The organism is Gottfriedia sp. OAE603, assembly GCF_040543965.1.
In the GTDB taxonomy this organism is placed as follows: Bacteria; Bacillota; Bacilli; order Bacillales; family Bacillaceae_G; genus Gottfriedia; species Gottfriedia solisilvae.
Genome location: NZ_JBEUNN010000001.1, coordinates 2,358,643 through 2,381,150, shown reverse-complemented (window position 1 = coordinate 2,381,150; position 22,508 = coordinate 2,358,643). Strand labels below are relative to the sequence as shown.

Annotated in this window: 25 protein-coding genes; 24 read left to right on the top strand and 1 reads right to left on the bottom strand. The window is 33.3% G+C overall.

Going from position 1 to position 22,508, the window contains the following annotated elements; genetic code table 11:
• Window positions 1–3: 3 nt before the first annotated feature.
• The 16 genes from ABID96_RS11980 (at window position 4) to ABID96_RS11905 (ending at window position 14,209) form a co-directional block, all read left to right on the top strand.
• Window positions 4–714 carry a demethylmenaquinone methyltransferase gene (locus ABID96_RS11980; protein WP_192602247.1) on the top strand — a complete coding sequence of 237 codons (711 nt, stop codon included), beginning with the start codon at window positions 4–6 and terminating at the stop codon, window positions 712–714.
• Between the two features lie 42 nt (window positions 715–756).
• Window positions 757–1,719: a heptaprenyl diphosphate synthase component II gene (gene hepT, locus ABID96_RS11975; RefSeq protein WP_192602246.1), complete on the top strand. Its 963-nt coding sequence runs from the start codon at window positions 757–759 to the stop codon at window positions 1,717–1,719.
• A gap of 259 nt (window positions 1,720–1,978) precedes the next feature.
• Window positions 1,979–2,425 (top strand): nucleoside-diphosphate kinase, encoded by a 447-nt coding sequence (gene ndk, locus ABID96_RS11970; protein WP_087999410.1) that lies wholly within the window; start codon window positions 1,979–1,981, stop codon window positions 2,423–2,425.
• Between the two features lie 196 nt (window positions 2,426–2,621).
• Window positions 2,622–3,392 (top strand): CheR family methyltransferase, encoded by a 771-nt coding sequence (locus ABID96_RS11965; protein WP_087999411.1) that lies wholly within the window; start codon window positions 2,622–2,624, stop codon window positions 3,390–3,392.
• Window positions 3,393–3,494: 102 nt separating this feature from the next.
• Complete coding sequence (aroC, locus tag ABID96_RS11960; RefSeq protein WP_192602245.1) at window positions 3,495–4,664, top strand: chorismate synthase; 1,170 nt, start codon at window positions 3,495–3,497, stop codon at window positions 4,662–4,664.
• Window positions 4,664–5,740: a 3-dehydroquinate synthase gene (gene aroB, locus ABID96_RS11955; RefSeq protein ID WP_192602244.1), complete on the top strand. Its 1,077-nt coding sequence runs from the start codon at window positions 4,664–4,666 to the stop codon at window positions 5,738–5,740. Before aroC ends, aroB begins: the two co-directional genes overlap by 1 nt.
• Window positions 5,741–5,958: 218 nt before the next feature.
• Window positions 5,959–7,248, top strand: a complete 1,290-nt coding sequence (gene aroA, locus ABID96_RS11950) for a 3-phosphoshikimate 1-carboxyvinyltransferase (RefSeq protein WP_192602243.1) — start codon at window positions 5,959–5,961, stop codon at window positions 7,246–7,248.
• A gap of 25 nt (window positions 7,249–7,273) precedes the next feature.
• Window positions 7,274–8,536, top strand: coding sequence for a tetratricopeptide repeat protein (locus tag ABID96_RS11945; protein WP_192602242.1), 1,263 nt, complete (start codon window positions 7,274–7,276; stop codon window positions 8,534–8,536).
• A gap of 57 nt (window positions 8,537–8,593) precedes the next feature.
• Window positions 8,594–9,136 carry a ReoY family proteolytic degradation factor gene (locus tag ABID96_RS11940; protein ID WP_192602241.1) on the top strand — a complete coding sequence of 181 codons (543 nt, stop codon included), beginning with the start codon at window positions 8,594–8,596 and terminating at the stop codon, window positions 9,134–9,136.
• A gap of 148 nt (window positions 9,137–9,284) precedes the next feature.
• Entirely contained in the window at window positions 9,285–9,734 is a 450-nt protein-coding gene (locus tag ABID96_RS11935; protein ID WP_192602240.1) for a DUF2487 family protein, read from the top strand.
• Between the two features lie 143 nt (window positions 9,735–9,877).
• Window positions 9,878–10,378, top strand: coding sequence for a QcrA and Rieske domain-containing protein (locus tag ABID96_RS11930; RefSeq protein WP_192602239.1), 501 nt, complete (start codon window positions 9,878–9,880; stop codon window positions 10,376–10,378).
• A 2-nt stretch (window positions 10,379–10,380) separates the two neighbouring features.
• Window positions 10,381–11,055, top strand: coding sequence for a menaquinol-cytochrome c reductase cytochrome b subunit (gene qcrB / locus ABID96_RS11925; RefSeq protein WP_087999418.1), 675 nt, complete (start codon window positions 10,381–10,383; stop codon window positions 11,053–11,055).
• Window positions 11,056–11,113: 58 nt separating this feature from the next.
• Window positions 11,114–11,893, top strand: coding sequence for a menaquinol-cytochrome c reductase cytochrome b/c subunit (locus ABID96_RS11920; protein WP_192602238.1), 780 nt, complete (start codon window positions 11,114–11,116; stop codon window positions 11,891–11,893).
• A 151-nt stretch (window positions 11,894–12,044) separates the two neighbouring features.
• Window positions 12,045–12,629 carry a DUF1405 domain-containing protein gene (locus ABID96_RS11915; protein WP_192602237.1) on the top strand — a complete coding sequence of 195 codons (585 nt, stop codon included), beginning with the start codon at window positions 12,045–12,047 and terminating at the stop codon, window positions 12,627–12,629.
• A 58-nt stretch (window positions 12,630–12,687) separates the two neighbouring features.
• Window positions 12,688–13,470: a sporulation protein YpjB gene (locus ABID96_RS11910; RefSeq protein ID WP_192602236.1), complete on the top strand. Its 783-nt coding sequence runs from the start codon at window positions 12,688–12,690 to the stop codon at window positions 13,468–13,470.
• 58 nt (window positions 13,471–13,528) lie between these two features.
• On the top strand, window positions 13,529–14,209 hold the full coding sequence (locus ABID96_RS11905; RefSeq protein WP_192602235.1) for a zinc metallopeptidase: 681 nt from the start codon (window positions 13,529–13,531) through the stop codon (window positions 14,207–14,209).
• Between the two features lie 43 nt (window positions 14,210–14,252).
• Here ABID96_RS11905 and ABID96_RS11900 read toward each other — a convergent pair whose 3' ends face one another.
• On the bottom strand, window positions 14,253–15,125 hold the full coding sequence (locus tag ABID96_RS11900; protein WP_192602234.1) for a YitT family protein: 873 nt from the start codon (window positions 15,123–15,125) through the stop codon (window positions 14,253–14,255).
• Between the two features lie 137 nt (window positions 15,126–15,262).
• On the opposite strand from ABID96_RS11900, the gene ABID96_RS11895 reads away from it, so the two are divergent.
• The 8 genes from ABID96_RS11895 to panC all read left to right on the top strand — a co-directional run bounded on the left by ABID96_RS11895 (window position 15,263) and on the right by panC (window position 22,492).
• Complete coding sequence (locus ABID96_RS11895) at window positions 15,263–15,589, top strand: nucleotide pyrophosphohydrolase (RefSeq protein ID WP_192602233.1); 327 nt, start codon at window positions 15,263–15,265, stop codon at window positions 15,587–15,589.
• 5 nt (window positions 15,590–15,594) lie between these two features.
• Window positions 15,595–16,398 (top strand): 4-hydroxy-tetrahydrodipicolinate reductase, encoded by an 804-nt coding sequence (dapB, locus tag ABID96_RS11890; protein ID WP_192602232.1) that lies wholly within the window; start codon window positions 15,595–15,597, stop codon window positions 16,396–16,398.
• 156 nt (window positions 16,399–16,554) lie between these two features.
• Window positions 16,555–17,256 (top strand): bacillithiol biosynthesis deacetylase BshB1, encoded by a 702-nt coding sequence (gene bshB1, locus ABID96_RS11885; RefSeq protein WP_192602231.1) that lies wholly within the window; start codon window positions 16,555–16,557, stop codon window positions 17,254–17,256.
• 35 nt (window positions 17,257–17,291) lie between these two features.
• Window positions 17,292–18,422, top strand: coding sequence for an N-acetyl-alpha-D-glucosaminyl L-malate synthase BshA (gene bshA / locus ABID96_RS11880; RefSeq protein WP_192602230.1), 1,131 nt, complete (start codon window positions 17,292–17,294; stop codon window positions 18,420–18,422).
• Between the two features lie 2 nt (window positions 18,423–18,424).
• Window positions 18,425–19,615, top strand: a complete 1,191-nt coding sequence (locus ABID96_RS11875) for a CCA tRNA nucleotidyltransferase (RefSeq protein WP_192602229.1) — start codon at window positions 18,425–18,427, stop codon at window positions 19,613–19,615.
• A complete protein-coding gene (locus ABID96_RS11870; protein ID WP_192602228.1) occupies window positions 19,600–20,583 on the top strand; it encodes a biotin--[acetyl-CoA-carboxylase] ligase in 984 nt (327 codons plus the stop codon). The genes ABID96_RS11875 and ABID96_RS11870 overlap by 16 nt, the downstream gene beginning before the upstream one ends.
• 227 nt (window positions 20,584–20,810) lie before the next feature.
• On the top strand, window positions 20,811–21,653 hold the full coding sequence (gene panB, locus ABID96_RS11865) for a 3-methyl-2-oxobutanoate hydroxymethyltransferase (protein ID WP_192602227.1): 843 nt from the start codon (window positions 20,811–20,813) through the stop codon (window positions 21,651–21,653).
• On the top strand, window positions 21,650–22,492 hold the full coding sequence (gene panC / locus ABID96_RS11860) for a pantoate--beta-alanine ligase (protein ID WP_192602226.1): 843 nt from the start codon (window positions 21,650–21,652) through the stop codon (window positions 22,490–22,492). The genes panB and panC overlap by 4 nt, the downstream gene beginning before the upstream one ends.
• Window positions 22,493–22,508 lie beyond the last annotated feature (16 nt).

Sequence of the window (22,508 nt, the reverse complement as noted above, 5' to 3'; positions counted from 1 at the left end):
TACATGACTCAATCAAAAGAAGAACGCGTCCATGATGTGTTTGAAAAAATATATAACAAGTATGATAAAATGAATGGAATTATTAGTTTTCAACGTCATATTGCTTGGAGAAAGCAGACGATGCGAATCATGAATGTCCAAAAAGGCATGAAAGCGCTTGACGTTTGCTGTGGAACAGGTGAATGGACTATTGCATTAGCAGATGCAGTTGGAAAAGATGGAAAAGTTTTTGGACTAGATTTTAGTAAAAATATGCTTTCAATTGGTGAAGAAAAGGTTCAAAAACAACAATTGACTCAAGTATCTTTAATTCATGGTAATGCAATGGAATTACCTTTTGAGGACAATTTATTTGATGTTGTGACGATTGGATTCGGATTACGTAATGTCCCTGATTATTACCAAGTTTTAAAAGAAATGACAAGAGTTGTGAAACCTGGTGGAATTGTTGTCTGTCTTGAAACTTCTCAGCCTACTACTTTTGGAATTAAGCACGTTTACAAAGCGTATTTTAAATTTATCATGCCGATATTTGGGAAACTGTTTGCAAAAAGTTTTAAAGAATACTCTTGGTTACAAGAAAGTGCAAGTACGTTCCCAGGAATGAAGGAGCTTGCAAAGCTATTTGAGAAAGCTGGTTTAGAAAATATTCAAATAAAACCATTTACATTTGGTGTTGCAGCAATGCATTTAGGTAAAAAACCGAAAAATTAACATTGTAAGTTATAAATTGGAATGAATAGTAAGGTGAACGGAATGAAGGTTAAATGGAAGTATTCTTATTTAAAAAAAGATATAAACGAGATTGAATATACACTTCATCAAACTGTCAATTCATCTCAGCCTATATTGAAAGATGCTTCTTTACAGCTACTTCAATCAGGTGGGAAACGAATTAGGCCATTATTTGTATTACTTAGTGCTAAATTTGGACAATATAACCTTCAATCTATTAAACATGTAGCGGCAACTTTAGAAATCATTCATATGGCATCATTAGTCCATGATGATGTAATAGATGAAGCTAGTCTAAGAAGAGGTAAACCTACAATCAACTCTACATATGATAATCGAGTTGCAATGTACGCCGGAGATTTCCTTTTTGCAAAAGCACTAGAGTGCATGTCTGAAATTGAGATACCAGAAGCACATCAAAAATTGTCAAATACAATTCTAGAAATTTGCTTAGGTGAAATAGAGCAAATCAAGGATAAATATAATTTTGAACAAAATTTAAAGTGCTATTTGAGAAGAATTAAACGAAAAACGGCATTATTAATTTCTGCAAGTTGTGAAATAGGAGCAATTGCATCGGGTGCATCTGCATCAATTCAAAAATCCTTAAGAGATTACGGCTATTATTTAGGAATGTCATATCAAATAATGGATGATATTTTAGATTTCACGGCATCAGAAAAAGAATTGGGTAAACCTGCTGGTAGTGATTTAATTCAAGGAAATATTACATTACCTGTACTTCTTGCTATGCAAGATCAATCGCTAAAGGATAAAATTACTTCAATCTATGAAGGAATCAATCCGGAAAAAGTCAAACCTCTGATCAATCAAATACGTAAAAGTAGCTATATTAAAGAAGCGAGAAGAATCAGTGAAGAATATTTAAATAAATCATTAAAATGCATTGAAACATTGCCAGATTTTGAAGCAAAAGAAATGTTAATCTTAATTGCTAAAAATATCGGTAATAGAAAGAATTAGAGGCAGCCAAGAAATGCTATTGCATTTTGTAACTGCCTCTTTTGGCTTTGTATATTGTTTTACATAAGATTTATAGTATGATACTAACGAATAGTAGGAGCCTATTTATAAAAAGTTTTCATTCCTACTCCTTACTCATCTGTAAGCGATTCCAATTTTTCTAAAATAATAAGATTTTTAACTATTGATAATTTTGGAAATAGATGATACTATTCTACTGTATTGTTTATACATAATTGAACTAGAGGGGTCGAGCATGATGGAAAGAACTTATTTAATGGTAAAACCTGATGGAGTACAACGTAATTTAATCGGAGAAATCGTATCTCGTTTCGAGAAAAAAGGTTTCCAATTAGTAGGCGCAAAATTAATGCAAGTATCAAAAGAACAAGCAGAAACTCACTATGTTGAGCATAAAGAGCGTCCATTCTTTGGAGAATTAGTAGATTTCATCACTTCAAGCCCTGTATTTGCTATGGTTTGGGAAGGTGAAAATGTAATCGCTACCGCACGTCAAATGATGGGTGCAACTAATCCTAAAGATTCAGCACCAGGAACTATTCGTGGCGAATATGCTGCAACAGTAGGTAAAAACATTATTCACGGTTCTGATTCACCAGCTAGCGCTGAGCGTGAAATTGGAATTTTCTTTAAAGAAGAAGAGTTAATCGAATATTCAAAGTTAATTAAAGAGTGGGTATACTAATCCTAATATTTATATGATAAGATAAAGCCAGCAGATATTTGCTGGCTTTTTTAAATTGGCTCTGATTATATTTATTGTTAATTTTAGCTAAATACATCAAGAGTATGAAAAGAGAATAGCCAATTCGAGAGAAATTGGAATGGAAATCAAACGTTCTTTTTTAACAGAATCTTTAAATAAATAGTAGGGGAATATTATGGACGATTATATTGATTTTATTAATTTAGTAAAAAAGAAATCTGGGATTGACTTATACTTGTATAAAGAATCGCAAATGAAAAGAAGATTAAAATCTTTATATGAGAAAAAGGGATTTCGATCATTTGTCGATTTTTTTAAAGGCATGGAGAAAGATAAAGAACTTTATTATGAATTCTTAGATCGTATGACGATTAATGTTTCTGAATTTTTCCGAAATCCTAATCGATGGGACGTTTTCGAAAAAAACATTCTACCACCTTTATTGAAAAATAATAGCAAATTAAAAATATGGAGTGCTGCGTGCTCTACTGGTGAAGAACCATATACACTTGCAATGATATTATTAAAATATTTAAAGCCAAGTCAATTTCAAATTATTGCAACCGACCTCGATGAGAATGTCTTATCAAAGGCTAAAATTGGTGTGTATAATGAAAAAGCTATTAAAGATGTACCCAAAGATTTATTAGCGAAATATTTCAAACACGAGGGAACAATCTATCAAGTAAGTGACGAATTAAAAAAACAAATTCAATTCAAAAAACATAATTTACTATTAGATGCTTATGAAAAAAATGTTGATGTCATCGTTTGTAGAAATGTTCTAATATACTTTACTGAAGAAGCTAAAGTTGATATCTATACAAATTTCTCAAATTCATTGAATCAAAATGGAATATTATTTGTAGGGAGTACAGAACAAATTTTTCATGCAGAAAAGTATTCTTTTACATCAAATGAAACATTTTTTTATAAAAAATCGTGATAAGAACCATTTTATGGTTCTTTTTTTATATTAATTTAAGATTAGGTTGTGATATAGTAGTAACTAATAATTTTAAATCTTACATAAATAGAAGGTGATGGAATGCGTTATTTAACAGCAGGTGAATCGCATGGTCCCCAATTAACTACGATAATTGAAGGCGTTCCAGCGGGTTTACCAATATTATCAGAAGAAATTAATGTTGAACTTCGTAGACGTCAAGGTGGCTATGGTAGAGGTCGAAGAATGCAGATTGAAAAAGATACTGCACAAATTACAAGTGGTGTTCGACATGGCTATACATTAGGTTCGCCAATCGCATTGGTTGTCGAAAATAAGGACTTCACTCACTGGACTAATATTATGGGTGCAGAGCCTCTAGAAAATTTAGATTATGAAGGTAAAAGAAGTATTACTAAACCTAGACCAGGTCATGCAGATTTAAATGGTGCGATAAAATATGGATTTAGGGATGTTCGTAATGTATTAGAACGTTCCTCTGCTCGTGAAACAACAGTTCGTGTAGCAGCAGGTGCTGTTGCCAAGAAACTATTATCAGAATTGGGCATTACAATTGCTAGCCACGTAATTGAAATTGGTGGAGTAAAAGCAAAAGAAACGGAATATCAAAATGTAGCAGATTTACATAAGAAAGCTGAGGATTCTGAAGTAAGATGTATCGATCAAGATGCGACTGAACAGATGAAACAGTTAATAGATGAAGCGAAACAAAATGGAGATTCATTAGGTGGTATTGTAGAAGTTGTTGTAGAAGGTATGCCACCAGGAGTCGGAAGCTATGTTCATTATGATCGTAAACTAGACTCTAAAATAGCCGGAGCAATTGTTAGTATTAATGCATTTAAAGGTGTAGAATTTGGAATTGGCTTTAAAGCTGGATCAGTCCCTGGAAGTGAAGTACATGACGAAATTGCTTTTTCTGAAGAGAAAGGGTATTACCGTCATTCAAATAACGCAGGTGGTTTCGAAGGTGGTATGACTACTGGAATGCCGATTGTCGTACGCGCTGTTATGAAGCCGATCCCGACATTGTACAAGCCATTAAAAACAGTAGATATCGAGACGAAAGAAATTTATGAAGCAAGTATCGAACGTTCTGATAGCTGTGCTGTACCTGCAGCTTCGGTCGTGGCTGAACACATTGTTGCTTGGGAGGTTGCAAAAGCAATTATTGAGCAATTTGAGTCTGATCAATTAGACCGTTTAAAAGGAAATATTGAAGAGTACCGTGAGTATGCGAGGAAATTTTAATGGAAGTCATCGCAGTCAATACAAGCTCTAAACAATACAATGTTTGTATTGGATTTGGTATATTAAGTGGCTTACAGTCTATGATTGAAGGTTTTTCACCGAAAGTATCGAAAATATTGATCATTACTGATGATCATGTTGCACCTTATTATTTAGAAGAAGTTAAAAAACAGATATCAAATTTCGATGAATATATTATTCCTAGTGGTGAACAAAGTAAAAGTTTCACTTACTATGAAAAGTGTTTAGCGAAATGTTTTGAAAGTAAATTGGATCGTAATAGTTTAATCATTGCATTAGGCGGAGGCGTCGTTGGAGACCTAGCAGGATTTGTTGCAGCAACATATATGCGAGGCATACGATTCGTTCAAATGCCTACAACTCTACTAGCTCATGATAGCGCGATCGGTGGTAAAGTAGCGATCAATCTACCAGCAGCTAAAAATATTGTTGGAGCGTTTTATCAGCCTGAGCTTGTACTATATGAACTTAACTTTTTACAGTCTTTACCGATCAAGGAATGGCGTTCTGGGTTTGCTGAAATCATTAAAGAAGCACTGATTTCATCAAAAGACAATATTTCTTGGTTAATGAATCAGATACATCATCTTGAAAACCTTGATCAGCATGTAATTGAACAATGCGTTTTAATGGGAATTCAGGTGAAAAATCAAATTGTTTCAAAAGATGAAAGAGAAAGTGGGATTCGTGCTTATTTAAATTTGGGTCATACACTGGGACATGCAATAGAAGCGTATTTTGGATATTCAAAAACAACTCACGGCGAAGCAATTGCATTTGGAACGCTTTTTGCGGTATATATGAGTGAAAAGTTATTTGAAGTAGACTTATCGTTTCAGGAACTGGTGCAATGGTTTAAACAACTTAATTATCCTTTTTACATGGATTTAGAAACAGAATCGATCATTCAATTAATGAAACAAGATAAGAAAAACATTGATTTAAAAATAAATTATGTACTATTAAAAGATTTCGGAAAACCAATTTTATGTGAATTAGATGAACATGTCATTAAAGAACAATTGAATCGTTTTCTTACGATGTTAACTAAATAATTTTAATAGGAAATGATGTTTTGATACGACAATCAATCAAAATATCATTTTCTTTTTCTAAAGAACTTTTCATAAGCGAAAGTAAGTAAATATATTTCCGCAAATTTATTGAATAATTTAGGGTAATTAGTCGAACAGATTTTTCTTGAAAAAAAAGGTTTGAAACCATAAAAATGGAATGTAAATAACATATAGAAAGGTATTAAAAGGTGTCTAAAATGAACAATTCACATTCAAATCATAAAGTCAGTTTAGTTGGTGAAGTTACAATTCCTGGAGATAAGTCAATCTCTCATAGAGCAATCATGTTTGGTTCATTAGCAACTGGGGTGACTAAAGTTACGAACTTTTTATTAGGGGAAGATTGTTTAAGTACAATCGATTGCTTCCGAAAACTAGGCGTACATATTGACGTTCAAAAGGATGAAGTACTTGTCTATGGTAATGGTATTGAAGGACTGAAAGAATCAGAATCGGTATTAGATGTTGGAAACTCAGGTACAACAGCAAGACTATTAATGGGAATCATAAGTGGATTACCGTTTCATTCAGTAATCATTGGTGACGAATCTATTGGAAAGAGACCGATGAAACGAGTGACAAAACCTTTAAAAATGATGGGCTCACAAATTGATGGACGTGTTGATGCTACATATACACCGATTTCAATTAGAGGTGGCCAGTTAAAAGGAATTTCATATGAATCACCTGTTTCAAGTGCACAAGTAAAATCTTCAATTTTATTAGCAGGTTTATTTGCAGAAGGTACAACGATCGTCTCCGAACCGGAAAAATCTCGAGATCATACTGAAAGAATGTTAAAGGCTTTTGGTTGTGAATTAGAAGTTAGTGGAAATACTGTTTCTATTACAGGCGGTCAACAATTACAAGCTGCGAATGTGACTGTACCAGGTGATATATCTTCGGCTGCATTTTTCCTAGTAGCTGGTTCAATTATTCCTAATAGTGAAATTTTATTAAAAAATGTTGGGGTTAATCCAACACGTATTGGAATTTTAACAGTTCTAGATAGAATGGGTGCGGATATTACATTAGAAAATGAAAAAGTAGTAAATGGTGAACCTATTGCTGATCTACGAGTAAAATCAGCAAAATTAAAAGGTACAATAATCGGTGGTGAAGAAATACCGACTTGTATTGATGAATTACCAATCTTGGCTTTAGCTGCCTCTCAAGCTGAAGGTGAAACGATTATTAAAGATGCTGAAGAGTTAAGAGTGAAAGAAACAGATCGAATTCAAACAGTCGTTACAGAACTAACAAAACTTGGAGTAAGCATTGAAGCGACAAAAGATGGTATGATTATACAAGGAAGTAATAAAGCTTTAAATGGCGCAAATGTAGCCTCTCACGGCGATCATAGAATGGGAATGATGTTATCAGTCGCATCTCTACTTGCAGATGGTGAAACTTTTATTGAAAACACAGAGTGTATAGCAGTATCTTTCCCTAATTTTAAAGAGCAATTACAAAAATTATTAAAGTAAGAAGTTCGGATTAAGAGGTGTTTTAATGAGTAATATTTATGAAGCTGTTCAGCTTATTGAAAATGGTCAAACTGAAAAAGGATTAGAAGTTTTAAAAAATAGTGTAAAAAATGCAAATGATGAAGAAAAATACGAAGCTGCAATTCTTTTTCAATCATTAGGATTACTTGATGAAGCAAAAAATATTATTGAAGATCTAGTGTATTTATATGATGACGATGAAGAATTAAAAATTATTTATGCAGAACTACTATTGGACCTTGATTTAGAAGATGAAGCTCTTGAAATTTTACTGACTATAAACGAAAATAATGAAACAAAAGTTCAAGCTTTACTTTTAATGGCAGATTTATATCAAGTTCAAGGGCTTGATGAAGTTGCCGAACAAAAATTATTTGAAGCAAAAAGAATATTACCGAATGAACCAGTTGTAGATTTTGCATTAGGAGAATATTACTTTAGTAAGTATGATTATAAAAAGGCAATTCCTTTCTACGAAAAGCTAATGAATCAAGATATTGAAGTAAATGGCGTAAGTAAAGAGTTACGATTAGCAGAAAGCTTAAGTGCAGAAGGTGAATGGGAAGAAGCAATTCCTTTTTATGAAAAAGGGATCGAACAATCAAAAGACTTTCATACATTATTGGGTTATGGTATTACATTGTTTCAAGCAGAGCGTTATGCAGCATGTATCCCTATTTTCGAGGAAGCTATTTTCTTTGACCCAGAGTACTTAGTAGCTCATTTATGGTTAAGTAAAGCTTTTGACGTAGAAGGACAATATCAAGAAGGCTACGATATTTTACAAAAAGCTTTATTGGTGGATGAAACAAATGTAGAATGCCTTATGTCAGCTGCCAAGTTAGCTCGTAAATTAAAAGATTTAAATTCAAGTAAAAAACACTTACAAGAAGCGCTAATTTATGATCCATCATTAATTGAGGCAGTTCAATTATTAGTAGGGATTTTATTTGAAGAAGAAGATTTTGATGAAATTATTGGTACCATTGATTTGGCAATAGAGCACGGTGCTTCTGATCCTCATTTTAATTGGGACTTAGGAAAAGCATATTACGGAATTGAAAAATATGAATTGGCATTAAATCAATATCGCTTAGCATATAATGACTTTAACCAAGAAATTTCCTTCCTAAAGGAATTCGGAGATTTGTTATTTGAAGAAGGCTTAATTCAGGAAGCGAAAGAGGTATATTTAAAACTTCAGGATGATGAATACCTGCAGGAAGAAGTAAGGGAACGTCTTGACAGAATAAATGAAATTATGTAATATTCTTTATTCGCCAAAAAGGGGACAAATATGATGGACAGAGGAGGGATTTATAAAATGGCAACCCCTGTATCTGTGAACGAGAAGAAGGATTTTGTGAAATGGTTTTTAAGTAATTTTCAACTTAAGCAAAGAGAATGTGTTTGGATCTTAAATTATTTAATGAGCCATGATTACTTAATGAAAAAAGTTCATTTTGTAGAACAGTCTAAGTATTGTCCAAGAGGATTAGTGATGTCGACAAACTGTGTGAAAGAAGTGCCATTCCATTTTTATAAACAAAATGTAATGACGACAGATGCAGAAAAGTCATTTCATGATATTCGCCTGAATAGGGATGAAGATATTTATATCCAATTGAATTTCAAATCTTCTTTTCAATATCCAATGTTTGTTTCAGTTTTAGAAGAGAATCCTCATTTACCAAAAAACTTAAACAGCAATGAAAAAGATCGGGTGATCGCTGAAAAGCTCCTTTCTGATTCATTAATAAATTTCCAAAGAGATCGTTTAATGAGACTGATTGATGAAGCCTTAGATCAACAAGATGCAAAAAGGTTTCAGGAATTAACAAACCAATTAAAAACGTTAATTACTTAAAGAATTGATCAACCGAAAGTCCTCATTTTTTGAGGGCTTTTTTTCTTTCTTAAAATAGTATTATATGGTTAAATGGAAATTAGATATTTGTTCACAAAAATTTCACAATTATGTTTAAGGTATTTTCAAATAGGAAGAAGGAAGCAAAATGAAATGGACGACAAGTGATTTAGAACAGGTTTTAGCACATCAACAATACATAGATACAATGATTGTGCCACTATGTCCTGTATCTTTACATAAGGATCAGATCAGTCTTGCAGAGCAACGTGAGGATCTAATTATACTTACATCAGAAATTGAACGTACATATAAAGGTAGAGTTGTAATCGCTCCAGAATTTACTTATTTATTAGGGGAAAACAACAAATTAGACCGTTTAAATGAGTGGCATCAAGAGTTTATCCAAAGCGGAATGAAACATGTTTTTTATTTGACATGTGATTATGATTGGAAACAATTAAATGCTGAGTTTAACGAAACATTAATTTGGTTACCAGCATTAAACATTAATAATTTAGATGAGACTACGCAAAGAGTAATTGTTGATAAACAATTAACGCATTTAAATGCATTATTTTCTAAAATATGGGGATAAAAATAAAAACAACATTATTAATATGATTATTATTAGGATATTATTGACCTTCTAAATTTGTTATTATATTATGAAAGTGTCCTAGTTTTATTATTATAGCTGTTGTCCGTACAGGAGTACTTGTGATAGAGGGGGGAATTTTCATGAGTGAAAAGGTTTCAAGACGCCAGTTCTTAAACTACACGTTAACTGGTGTAGGCGGTTTCATGGCTGCAGGAATGCTAATGCCATTAGCACGCTTTGCAATTGACCCAGTTTTACAAAAAGAAGAAGCTGGATCATTAGTGCAGGTAGGATTACTGAAAGATTTAACAAATGAACCAAAACGATTTGACTTTAAAGTTAAGCAAGTTGATGGTTGGGTAAAATCTGATGCTCCTCATTCTGCATGGGTTTACAAGGACGAAAATGGAGACATTGTTGCATTATCACCTGTTTGTAAGCACTTAGGCTGTACAGTAGGTTGGAATGACAACAAAGAACATCCAAATCAATTTTTCTGTCCATGTCATGGTGGTCGTTACGAAAAAAGCGGTCAAAATATCAAAGGAACACCACCACTTGCACCACTAGATCAATATCAAGTAAAAGTGGAAAAAGATGCTTTTTATCTTGGTAAAGCGTTACCACAAGGAGGAAAATAATCGTGTTAAACAAAATTTACGACTGGGTAGATGAGCGATTAGAAATTACACCTCTGTGGAGAGATATCGCTGATCACGAAGTACCAGAACACGTTAATCCAGCACATCATTTTTCAGCATTCGTATATTGCTTTGGTGGGTTAACATTTTTCGTTACAGTAATTCAAATTTTATCTGGAATGTTCTTAACAATGTATTATGTTCCGGATATTAAAAATGCATGGGAATCTGTTTATTACTTACAAAACAACGTTGCATACGGACAAATTGTTCGTGGTATGCATCACTGGGGTGCAAGTTTAGTAATTGTTATGATGTTCTTACATACTTTACGTGTATTCTTCCAAGGCGCATATAAAAAGCCTCGTGAGCTTAACTGGATTGTAGGGGTTTTAATTTTCTTCGTAATGCTTGGATTAGGCTTTACTGGATATTTATTACCTTGGGATATGAAAGCATTATTTGCGACAAAAGTAGGTCTGCAAATTGCTGAACAAACACCATTTATTGGTAAGCAAGTAAAAACGTTAATTGCAGGTCATCCGGAAATCATTGGTGCACAAACACTTACTCGTTTCTTCGCAATTCATGTATTCTTCTTACCTGGTGCTTTACTTGCTCTTATGGGTGCGCATTTCTTAATCATTCGTAAGCAAGGTATTTCAGGTCCACTATAAGATTTAGTGCATGGGCTTTAGTTACAGACTAAAGTGTGTCGAATAAAGGAGGGAGAACATGCATCGCGGTAAAGGAATGAAATTTGTAGGTGACTCACGTGTACCTGCAATGGCAGGTCGTAAAGCAAATATTCCAAAAGATTATTCTGAGTATCCTGGTAAAACTGAAGCTTTCTGGCCAAACTTCTTATTAAAAGAATGGATGGTAGGAGCAGTTTTCTTAGCTGGATTCTTAACATTAACAATTGCACATCCATCTCCACTTGAGAGGGTTGCAGATCCAACTGATACTGGTTATACACCATTACCAGACTGGTATTTCTTATTCTTATATCAATTCTTAAAATATAGCTTTGCTTCAGGTGACTATAACGTATTAGGTGCTTTCGTAATTCCTGGTCTAGCGTTTGGTGGCTTATTATTAGCGCCATTTTTAGACCGTAGTACAGAAAGAAGACCTTCTAAACGTCCTTTAGCAACTGGCTTTATGTTACTTGGATTTGCAGGGGTTATTTATTTAACATGGGAAGCAACAGCTCACCATGATTGGAAAAAACAAAAAGAGCAAGGTAAAATCCGTGCCTTTGTTGAACTGAATAAAGAAGATCCTGCATATAAGTTATTACAAAAGAATACATGTGTTTCATGTCATGGTGATAACCTTGAGGGTGGAGCGGCAGCGCCAAGTCTTCAAAACAATGGTTTAAAACCTGAAGAAATTGCAAAAATTGCAAGAAACGGTCAAAAAGCAATGCCAGCTGGCGTATTTAAAGGTACTGATGAAGAACTGAAAATCCTAGCTGAATTTGTTTCAAAAGCTGGTCAAGCAGCTGAATAATAAAGAAGAGTCGAATTTTCGACTCTTTTTTTAATACATAACTTATACTGAAATAGTAACATGTCCGATAGGTCTTTTGTCATTGGAATTGTGAACTTTGTGTTATAAAATAAGTATGGTCATAAAGTACAAATGAAAGTGAAGTGTGAATGTGAACATTCTTTACAGTTTAATGAGGCTACGTTCGAGTTTAATTGCCTTGTTCATAGTAAATGTACTTGGAACAATCTATGGCTATTACTGGTACCAATCTCAATTAATTGAGACACCGAGCTGGCTCCGAATTGTTGTTCCAGATAGCCCAACAGCATCTCTCTTTTTTTGTTTTGTTTTATTATTATGGATTTTAAAAAAACGAAATGGATTAATAGAAGCACTAGCTTATGTAAGTTTAGTTAAATATGGTATTTGGGCAGTTGCCATGAATGGAGCTGTTTTATATATTGAAGGTGGTCTTGATCAGATTGCTTATATGTTAATCTTCTCCCATGGTTGCATGGCACTACAAGCGATTCTCTATGCCCCTATGTTTAAAGTAAAGAGATGGCAATTAGCGCTTGCTAGTATATGGATTTTACAAGATATAATATTTGATTATGTATTTGGAACAATGCCTACATATCATAAGCTTGGATTTTACATAGATTGGATTGCTTTATTTACTTTTTGGTTATCAATATTTGTGATATTAATTGCTTATTTCCAGTTAATTTTTAAAAATAGAGCTTCGATCTGATCAGTTCTATTCTTGTCCGTTCTCTCATAATTATTAGTAGTTATGAGGGAGGGATTTGATGAAAAAATTAATAGTGGGAATCAGCATTTTTTTTATTTTCTTTTCATTTAATCATCAAAAAGGTTTAGCTAAAATAGATTCAGAAACAACTTTAATAGAAAAATCACTATCTTTAGTTCAAGAAGGTGATTATGTTCATAGTGCAAATCTCATTGAACAATTTGAAGTAAAGTATATGGAAAATGCAAAAAAGAATAAGGATTTTACACCAAAAGATTTAGAAACAATTTCAGTTACATTCCAAAATGCTTTGCAATCATTAGAAAATGATGCCAGTGATTCACAAGAAAAAATTGCAAAAGTACTTGGATTAAGACTATTAATTGACGCTAGGGAAACGTCCGTTCAGCCCATGTGGAAAGAAATGAAAAATGCAGTAATGACACCTTTACATAATATGGATTCAGCGTTTGAAAGAGGCAATACAGAAGCATATGATATTCAACTGAATCAATTTTTACACCAATTTGAGATTATATATCCAAGTTTATTAAGTGATCTCTCGTATGATGAAGTAAAGAAAATCAATTCCCTCGTTTCATTTTTAGATGACTATCGTGTAAACAAAGAAGCTTTACCTGCATTTAGTCAAAAATTAGACCAAACTCAAACTGAGTTATTAATGATTTTTGAACAAGGAAACTCAATATTTCCACCAGCAACATTTTGGACATTGTTTACAATAGGTGGTATTATTGTCGGTACTCTTTGTTATGTAGGTTGGAGAAAATATATAGGAGAACGCAATAAAAACAAGAAGCAAAGAGAGCATAATGATTGACAAATTTCTCGTTTAATCATTACAATATCCTAAAATATCTTTCTTTGGAGGAATAGTAATGGGTTTTTTAATTTACTTTCTTATTGTGTTAATCATACCGATTTATGCACAATTTAAAGTGAAATCTACATTTAATAAATATGCAAAAGTAAGCTCTACATCAGGCATGTCAGGTGCAGAGGTAGCAAGAAAAATATTAAATGATAATGGATTATTTAATGTGGCAGTAGAAGAAACTCGTGGATATTTATCAGATCACTATGATCCGCGTGCCAAAGTAGTTCGATTATCATCAGCGAATTATCATGGGCATACTGTTGCAGGTACTGCAGTTGCAGCGCACGAAGTAGGTCATGCAATCCAAGATGCAAAAGATTATGGCTTCTTAAGATTTCGACATTCTTTAGTACCTGTTGCAAATTTCAGCTCAAACTTTTCTTGGATCTTTATCTTAATTGGGATCTTTTCGCAGGCATCAGGGATGTTATTAGTAGGTATTCTCCTTTTAGCACTTGGTGTATTATTCCAAGTTGTAACTTTACCAGTTGAATTTAACGCATCAAGCCGAGCATTAACGCAACTGACAACAAGTGGGATTATTAATTCGAACGAAAATGTATATGCAAAACGTGTATTAAATGCAGCAGCATTAACATATGTAGCAGCAGCTGCGGTAGCAGTGATGGAATTATTACGTTTAGTATTAATCTATACAGGAATGCAAAACGACGAAGATTAATGCAAAAAGAGGTTCTTAGGCAATTGCTAAGAACCTCTTTTTTTTATGGTTGAATTGGAACTTTATTTTCATCAAGTGTAAAGCCTTCACCCAAAACATCGTGAACTTCTGTCACAGCAACAAAAGCATGAGGGTCAATATCTTGAATAATATTTTTTAAATGCACTAATTCATTTTTTGGAACGACACAGAATAAAACATCTTTACTTTCACCAGTAAATGTACCAGTACCTTTTAAGTAAGTCGCTCCACGTTCCATCTCCTTCATAATACGGGCAGCAATCAGATCATTTTTATCTGAAATAATATTAGCTCCTCGTGCAGCATAAGCTCCTTCTTGCATGAAGTCAATAATTCTTGCTCCAACGAATACAGCAACTAATGTATACATTGCTTCATAAGCTTTTAAATAGGTTAATAAAGATAATGTGATAACGACAAAGTCGAAAACAAACATTGTTTTACCCATATTAATGCCTTTGTATTTATAGGCTAGACGTGCAATTATATCAACACCGCCTGTTGTACCACCGAAACGAAAAATGATTCCAAGTCCAACTCCGATAAATACACCAGCAAATAATGAAGCTAACATTAAATCTCCATGTACATCAATTGTAAATGGGAATTTCTCAAATAATTTTAAGAAAAATGAAACTGCAACTGTTCCAATAATTGTATATAGCATTGTAACTGTTCCAAGTAATCTCCATCCAATAAAAAATAATGGAATATTTAACGCTAAATTTGAAATCCATACAGGAATATGAAACTCTGCTAAAAGAATTAAGTTAATTCCTGTGAATCCACCTTCAGCTAGGTTGTTTGGAATATTAATATTCAAAATACCAAAAGAAAAAATTGCAGAGCCTAAAAGAATAAAAAAGATGTTACGTAACTTCAAATTAAAAATCATAAACTTCCTCCATACTAATTAAAATCACCCTAAACTCTTATTTTTATCTTATCTTGTATTTTTTTCAAGTAAAATAATATATAATTTGTCAAAATGTGGTCATTTCGATAAGATTTAGTTGAGGAGTTGATATTAGTATGCACGAAAAAACGATGAAAGAAATGCAAAATGAAGTAGATACATATATTGGACAATTTAAAGAAGGTTATTTTAGTCCTTTAGCAATGATGGCACGTTTAACTGAAGAAATGGGTGAATTAGCTAGAGAAATTAATCATACATATGGTGAAAAACCAAAAAAGAGTACAGAAAAAGAAAAACTTATTGAAGAAGAGCTAGGCGATGTATTATTCGTAATGATTTGCTTGGCAAATAGTTTAAATATCGATTTACAAGAAGCCCATGATATGGTTATGGAAAAATTTAATACTCGGGATAAAGATCGTTGGACAAGGAAGGATTGAATCGTATGGAGAAAGTAATTCGCGTTGTTTTGGCAGGACCAAGAGGAAAGATGGGTACTGAAGCACTTCAGTTAATCGAAAGAACTGAGCATTTTGAGCTTATTGCAGCAGTTGATTATAAGTATGGCGGTGGGACTATTCAACAGTTTTATCCTGGGTATCAAGGCGAAGCAGCTGTATATGAAACGTTAGAAGAATGTATTGAAAATGAGAAATTTGATGTTTTAGTTGACTTAACTACGCCTGAAATTGGCAAAAAACATGCGTTTTTATCATTGAAAAACGGTATCCGACCTGTTATTGGTACGACAGGTTTTACGAATGATGAGTTAGCTGAATTAAAAGAGCTAGCTTCTCAAAATGGTTTAGGCTGTATTATTGCGCCGAATTTTGCAATTGGTGCGATTTTAATGATGAAGTTCTCTGCAATGGCTGCTAAATATTTTAAAGACATCGAAATCATTGAGCTTCATCATGATCAAAAATTAGATGCACCTTCTGGAACAGCACTAAAAACTGTACAAATGATCGAGGAAGCACGAGAATATAAACGACAAGGTCATCCAAATGAAGTTGAAACTGAAAAAGGAGCAAGAGGAGCAGAAATGAATGGCATGAGAGTACATAGTGTAAGATTGCCTGGGTTAGTTGCTCATCAACAAGTTTTATTTGGAGGAGACGGCCAATTATTAACAGTCCGTCATGATTCTATGAATAGAGCATCCTTCATGTCCGGTGTGAAGGTTTCAATTGAAGAGGTTATGAAGCTTTCTGAACTTGTATATGGCTTAGAAAATATTATGGATTGATGTGCAATTTTCTTCATTCTATATTCAATGAGAACTTAAGCTCTTGATCCTGGTTTACGTATAACTATGTCATGTTACCAAATACCTATTGCGACTAACAATTACAGTAAAGACAACTGGAAAATATTAAGTTAGTTTGGAAGTGAGTGAATAAAATTGGATTATTTTGATGTGTTAGCATTTGGTGCTCATCCTGATGATGTTGAAATAGGGATGGCTGGGACAATTGCGAAACTAACAAAGTTAGGATATAAAGTAGCAATCTGTGATTTAACTGAAGCAGAACTTTCATCAAACGGTGATACAACAACAAGAAGAAAAGAAGCGGAAAAAGCAGATGAAGTACTAGGGGTTAAAAAACGTTTCAATTTGTCATTACCCGATAGAGGACTTTATTTACATGAAGGTGCAATTAAGGAAGTCGTTCAATTAATTCGAATGACAAAACCAAGTATTGTTTTTTCTCCATATGAAATTGATCGTCATCCAGATCATGGTAATTGTACAAAAATAATTGAAGAAGCAGTTTTTTCTGCGGGCATTCGAAAATACAGTTCATCTTTAAATTATGAAGCCCATAAAGTCAAAAATGTATTCCAATACATGATTAATGGCTTCCACAAACCGGATTTTATTGTTGATATTTCAGAAACAATTAATGATAAACAATTGGCTTTAGAAGCATATGAAAGTCAATTTACACCTGGTGAATCTGGTGTTGTAACGCCTTTAACAAATGACTATGTAAATAGTGTGATAGCTAGAGAAAAGATGATTGGAAAAGAAGTAGGTATTTCATATGGTGAAGGGTTTATGAGTAAAAAACCTCTTTTACTAAATGCTGATTGGCTTCTTTAAGAACGAATACAGAGAAGATTATTAGGAGAGATAAAATGAAGTTAAAAATTGGGATCACATGTTATCCTACTGTTGGTGGTTCTGGGGTTATCGCTACTGAACTAGGTAAATTATTAGCGGAGCAAGGACATGAGATTCATTTTATTTCATCAAGTATGCCTTTTCGATTAAATAAAGTAAATCCAAATATTTACTATCATGCTGTAGAAGTAAATCAATACTCAGTATTCCAGTACCCTCCGTATGATTTAGCTTTAGCTAGTAAAATGGCAGAAGTTGCAAATCGTGAAAAATTAGATATTCTACATGTTCATTATGCAATTCCACATGCAGTTTGTGCTTTTTTAGCAAAACAAATGATTCATCATGAGGTGAAGATTGTTACAACTTTACACGGAACGGATATTACCGTACTAGGCTACGATCCATCTTTAACAGAATTAATTAAATTTGGAATTGAGAAGTCTGATGCAGTTACTGCTGTTTCGAACGATTTAATACGTCAAACAAATGAACTTGTTAGTCCGGATAAGGATATTAAAACGGTTTACAATTTCATCGATGAAAGAGTTTACTATAAACGGAATTGTCGGGCATTAAAGGCTGAATACGGAATAGAAGAACATGAAAAAGTCATTATTCATATTTCTAATTTTAGACAAGTAAAGCGAACAAAAGATGTTGTAGATGTTTTTAATTTAGTTCGAAAAGAAATGCCTGCGAAACTTCTATTAGTTGGTGATGGACCAGAACTTTCAGTGTTATGTAAATTAGTAAATGAACTTGGCATAGAAAAAGATGTTTTATTTTTAGGGAAACAAGAAAATGTTGAAGAATTATTATCGATGAGTGATGTGAAACTATTATTATCATCAAAAGAAAGCTTTGGTCTTGTACTTTTAGAAGCAATGGCATGCGGCGTACCTTGTATCGGTACAAGAATCGGTGGAATTCCTGAAGTGATTGAACATGGTGAGAATGGTTATCTTTGTGATTTAGGAGATATTGAACAAATTACGTATCACACTCTAAATTTATTAAAAGATGAAGAATTGCACCAGAAAATTTCTAAGCGCGCAATTGAACTAGTAAAGGAACGATTCCATTCATCTCAGATTCTTTCACAATATTTATCAATCTATAAGGATTTATTAGGGCTGAATTGACCATGAATATATTTAAAAATGCAAAGCCGATCTTAACAAAACTAATCGAAAATGGATTTGAAGCGTATTTTGTCGGAGGTTGTGTAAGAGATAAATTACTAAACAAGGAAATTGGTGATATCGATATTGCAACTTCCGCACTACCAGAAGAGGTAATGAGTATTTTCTCAAAAACTGTGCCAACTGGTCTACAACATGGCACAGTTTTAGTCATTGAACAGAATGAATCGTATGAAATTACTACATTTCGCACGGAATCAACTTATGAAGACTATAGAAGACCTTCGGAAGTTATTTATGTAAAATCAATCCTTGAAGATTTAAAACGAAGAGATTTTACGATGAATGCAATTGCAATGGACGTTGATGAAAATTATATTGATCCTTTTAAAGGAGAAGAAGCAATCAATCAGAAATTAATACAAGCTGTAGGTAATGCTGACGAAAGATTTTATGAGGATGCCCTACGGATGATGAGGGGAATTCGTTTTGTCAGCCAGCTTGACTTTGCAATGCATAATGATACGTTTCTTGCCATTCAATCTAATTGTTCATTAATTGAAAAAATTGCGACTGAACGAATCAGTGTAGAATTTGAAAAATTACTAACTGGAAAATCACCAAAGAAAGCCATTCAATTATGTATTGATACGAACTTGATTGAGCATCTACCGAACTTTCAAGATGGCAAACAAATTTTTACGGAAATACAAACATTGCCTTTCGAAAATTTGAAGACAATCGAAGAATTCTGGGCATTGATTTTATTGACTGGAAAGTTTGATCAACCAGAGTCTATTCTCCGCAATTGGAAAATGTCGAATGAACGAATGAAACAAATTATGAAGTTATATTTATTGTTGAAAAATGAAGAGTTAGAGTGGAGTCATTCGAATTTATACAATACTGGATTAGAATATGCAATAAAGTATGAGCGATTACAAAGCGTTTTAGGGAATATTGCTAATAGAAGAACTGAACAATCATTGACTGAGCAATTCAAACATTTACCAATTCATTCAAAAGCTGAATTATGTTTTACAGGTAATGATTTATTAAAATGGACAAATGAAAAAGCTGGACCATGGTTAAAAGAAGTGATTAGTGAAATCGAAATGCTAATTGTAGAACAAAAATTAACCAATAACCAACCTGCGATAAAGGAGTGGTTTCAAACGTGGCATCAAAAGTAAAAGAACAAATTATACAACTATTCACGGAAAATCATGACAGGTATTTATCAGGACAATATTTAAGTGATAAATTAGGAATTTCACGTACCGCAATTTGGAAATACATGAAAGAGCTACAAGAAGAAGGCATTGAAGTAGAAGCTGTTCGTAAAGTTGGATACAAAATTATTGGTAAATCTGACCGAATGACTTCTACAGATATCCAACTCGGGTTAGAAACTAAAAAAATTGGTCGACAAATAGTCTATCAAGAAGAAGTTAATTCTACTCAAATTATTGCCAATGAATTGGTAATGAATGATGCGCCAGAAGGTACAATCGTGGTTGCTGAGAGACAATTAAAAGGTCGTGGCAGACTACAAAGAAATTGGGTCACATCAGATGGCAAAGCAATTGCAATGAGTTTGATTTTAAGACCTTCAATCTCACCTAGAGTTGCCCCACAACTTACTTTGCTGACAGCGGTTGCGATTGCATCGGCGATTGAAAAAGTAACGGGAATTCATCCAAATATAAAATGGCCAAATGATTTATTAATAAATAAGAAAAAGGTTTGCGGGATCTTAACAGAGATGCAAGGTGATGCAGACTGTATTAAAAGTGTCGTTATTGGGATTGGGATTAATGTAAATCAAGTTGAGAGCGACTATCCTTTAGAGCTTTCAGATATTGCAACTTCATTAAGAATTGAAAAAGGACAACCATTTTTGCGTGCTAAATTAATTCAAGTCATTCTGGCTGAATTTGAAAAGTATTATGAAATTTTCCTAGAAAAAGGTTTTAAACCGATAAAAATTCTATGGGAAAGCTATGCGATCTCATTAGGTAAGCAAATAAAAGCGACGACTTTAACTGAAGAAATCATCGGTCAAGCAATTGGTATCACTGATGAAGGTCAACTTTTAATTGAAGATCCAGCTGGTATAGTCCATACGATATATTCGGCAGATATATCATTTAATAAATAATTCTAGTCGTTTTCTCGATAAATTGTTATAATATGGATTGAAATGGGTGGTATCCTAATAGGAACTACACCAAGCATTACCTTTTATCATAAAAATGTGTCTGCCTTGATCCATTATTGGACTGGGACAGAGGAATGAGATGGTTTACAATTTTCCTTTGTTCTTTCCTGAGCAAAGGTTTTTTATTGTAGCCCCCATTTCCTCTTCATTCAAAAGGAGGAAACGAGATGAAAACAACGAAGGATTTTGTATCAATGAAGGAAAACAAGGATTCAATCGTAATGATTACAGCTTACGATTATCCATCAGCTTTATTAGCTGAAAAAAGTGAAGTGGATATGATTTTAGTAGGAGATTCACTTGGCAATGTGGTATTAGGATATGATTCAACAATTAAAGTCACAGTTGATGACATGATCCATCATTCTAAAGCTGTAAAAAGAGGAGCAAAAAATACTTTCATTGTAACTGATATGCCGTTTATGTCTTATCATGTTTCAAAAGAGGAAGCATTAAGAAGTGCATGCAGAATTATGCAAGAAGGAAATGCACATGCTGTAAAGCTTGAAGGTGCGGATGAACATGTATTAGAAGTCATTAAAGCATTAACAGCTGCTGGTGTTCCTGTAGTTGCTCACCTAGGTTTAACGCCTCAGTCAGTAGGAGTTTTAGGTGGTTATAAAGTTCAAGCTCGAGATTCCGAAAGTGCAATGAAATTGTTTAATGATGCAAAAAAATGTGAAGAAGCAGGTGCATTTGCAATTGTGTTAGAATGTATTCCAAAACAAATTGCAAAAGATATAACTCATGATTTATCAATTCCAACCATTGGGATCGGTGCTGGAGTTGAATGTGATGGTCAAGTCCTTGTTTATCATGACTTAATAACATATGGTGTTGGTAAGGTAGCAAAGTTTGTTAAACAATATGCTAATGTTTCGACGACAATCGAAAATGCAATTGCATCTTATGTTCAAGAAGTAAAAGCTAAACAGTTTCCAGATGATAAACATTCTTTCACTATGAAAGAAGAACAGTTAAAGGCATTATACGGGGGAAGTTCGCAATGAAGGTTTTTCATAAAATAAAAGATTTACAAGATGAACTGAAATCTCAGCGAAATAGTCAAACAATCGGATTTGTTCCAACAATGGGTTATCTTCATGAAGGCCATGTAACTTTGTTAAAAGAAGCTAGAAGAAAAAATGACATAGTTGTATTAAGTATATTTGTGAATCCTACTCAATTTGGACCAAATGAAGATTTCGATCAATATCCAAGAGACTTTGAAAGAGATGAAAAAATCGCAAGCAATGCTGGGGTAGATTACCTATTTTATCCAACAGTTGATGAAATGTACCCAAATGAATTAAAATCTACAATGAAGGTAACGAAGCGTGTTGATGTACTTTGTGGTGAAAAGAGACCAGGTCACTTTGACGGAGTAGCATTAGTCGTTACTAAGTTGTTTAATATTGTTGGTCCAGACGATGTTTATTTTGGGTTAAAGGATGCTCAACAAGTTGCAGTAATTGAAGGCTTGATTGAAGATTATAATATTCCAGTAACTTTAAATGCAATTCCAACTGTAAGAGAAGAAGATGGGTTAGCAAAAAGTTCTAGAAATATTTATTTAAGTGAAAAAGAACGTTTAGAAGCTCCATCCTTATATAAAAGCTTACAAAATGCTGTAGAGGATATTAAAAATGGAGAACATAATGTTGAGCTACTAATTGAACAAATTGCTCAAACAATAAAAACAGAAACGTCTGGCACGATTGATTATATAAATATTTATTCATATCCTAATTTAGAAAAAATAGATACAATCAATGGAAAAATCATCATAGCAATTGCTGTGAAATTTTCAAATGCTCGATTAATTGATAATATAATCGTTGATATTTGATCGTATGTAGGGGGAA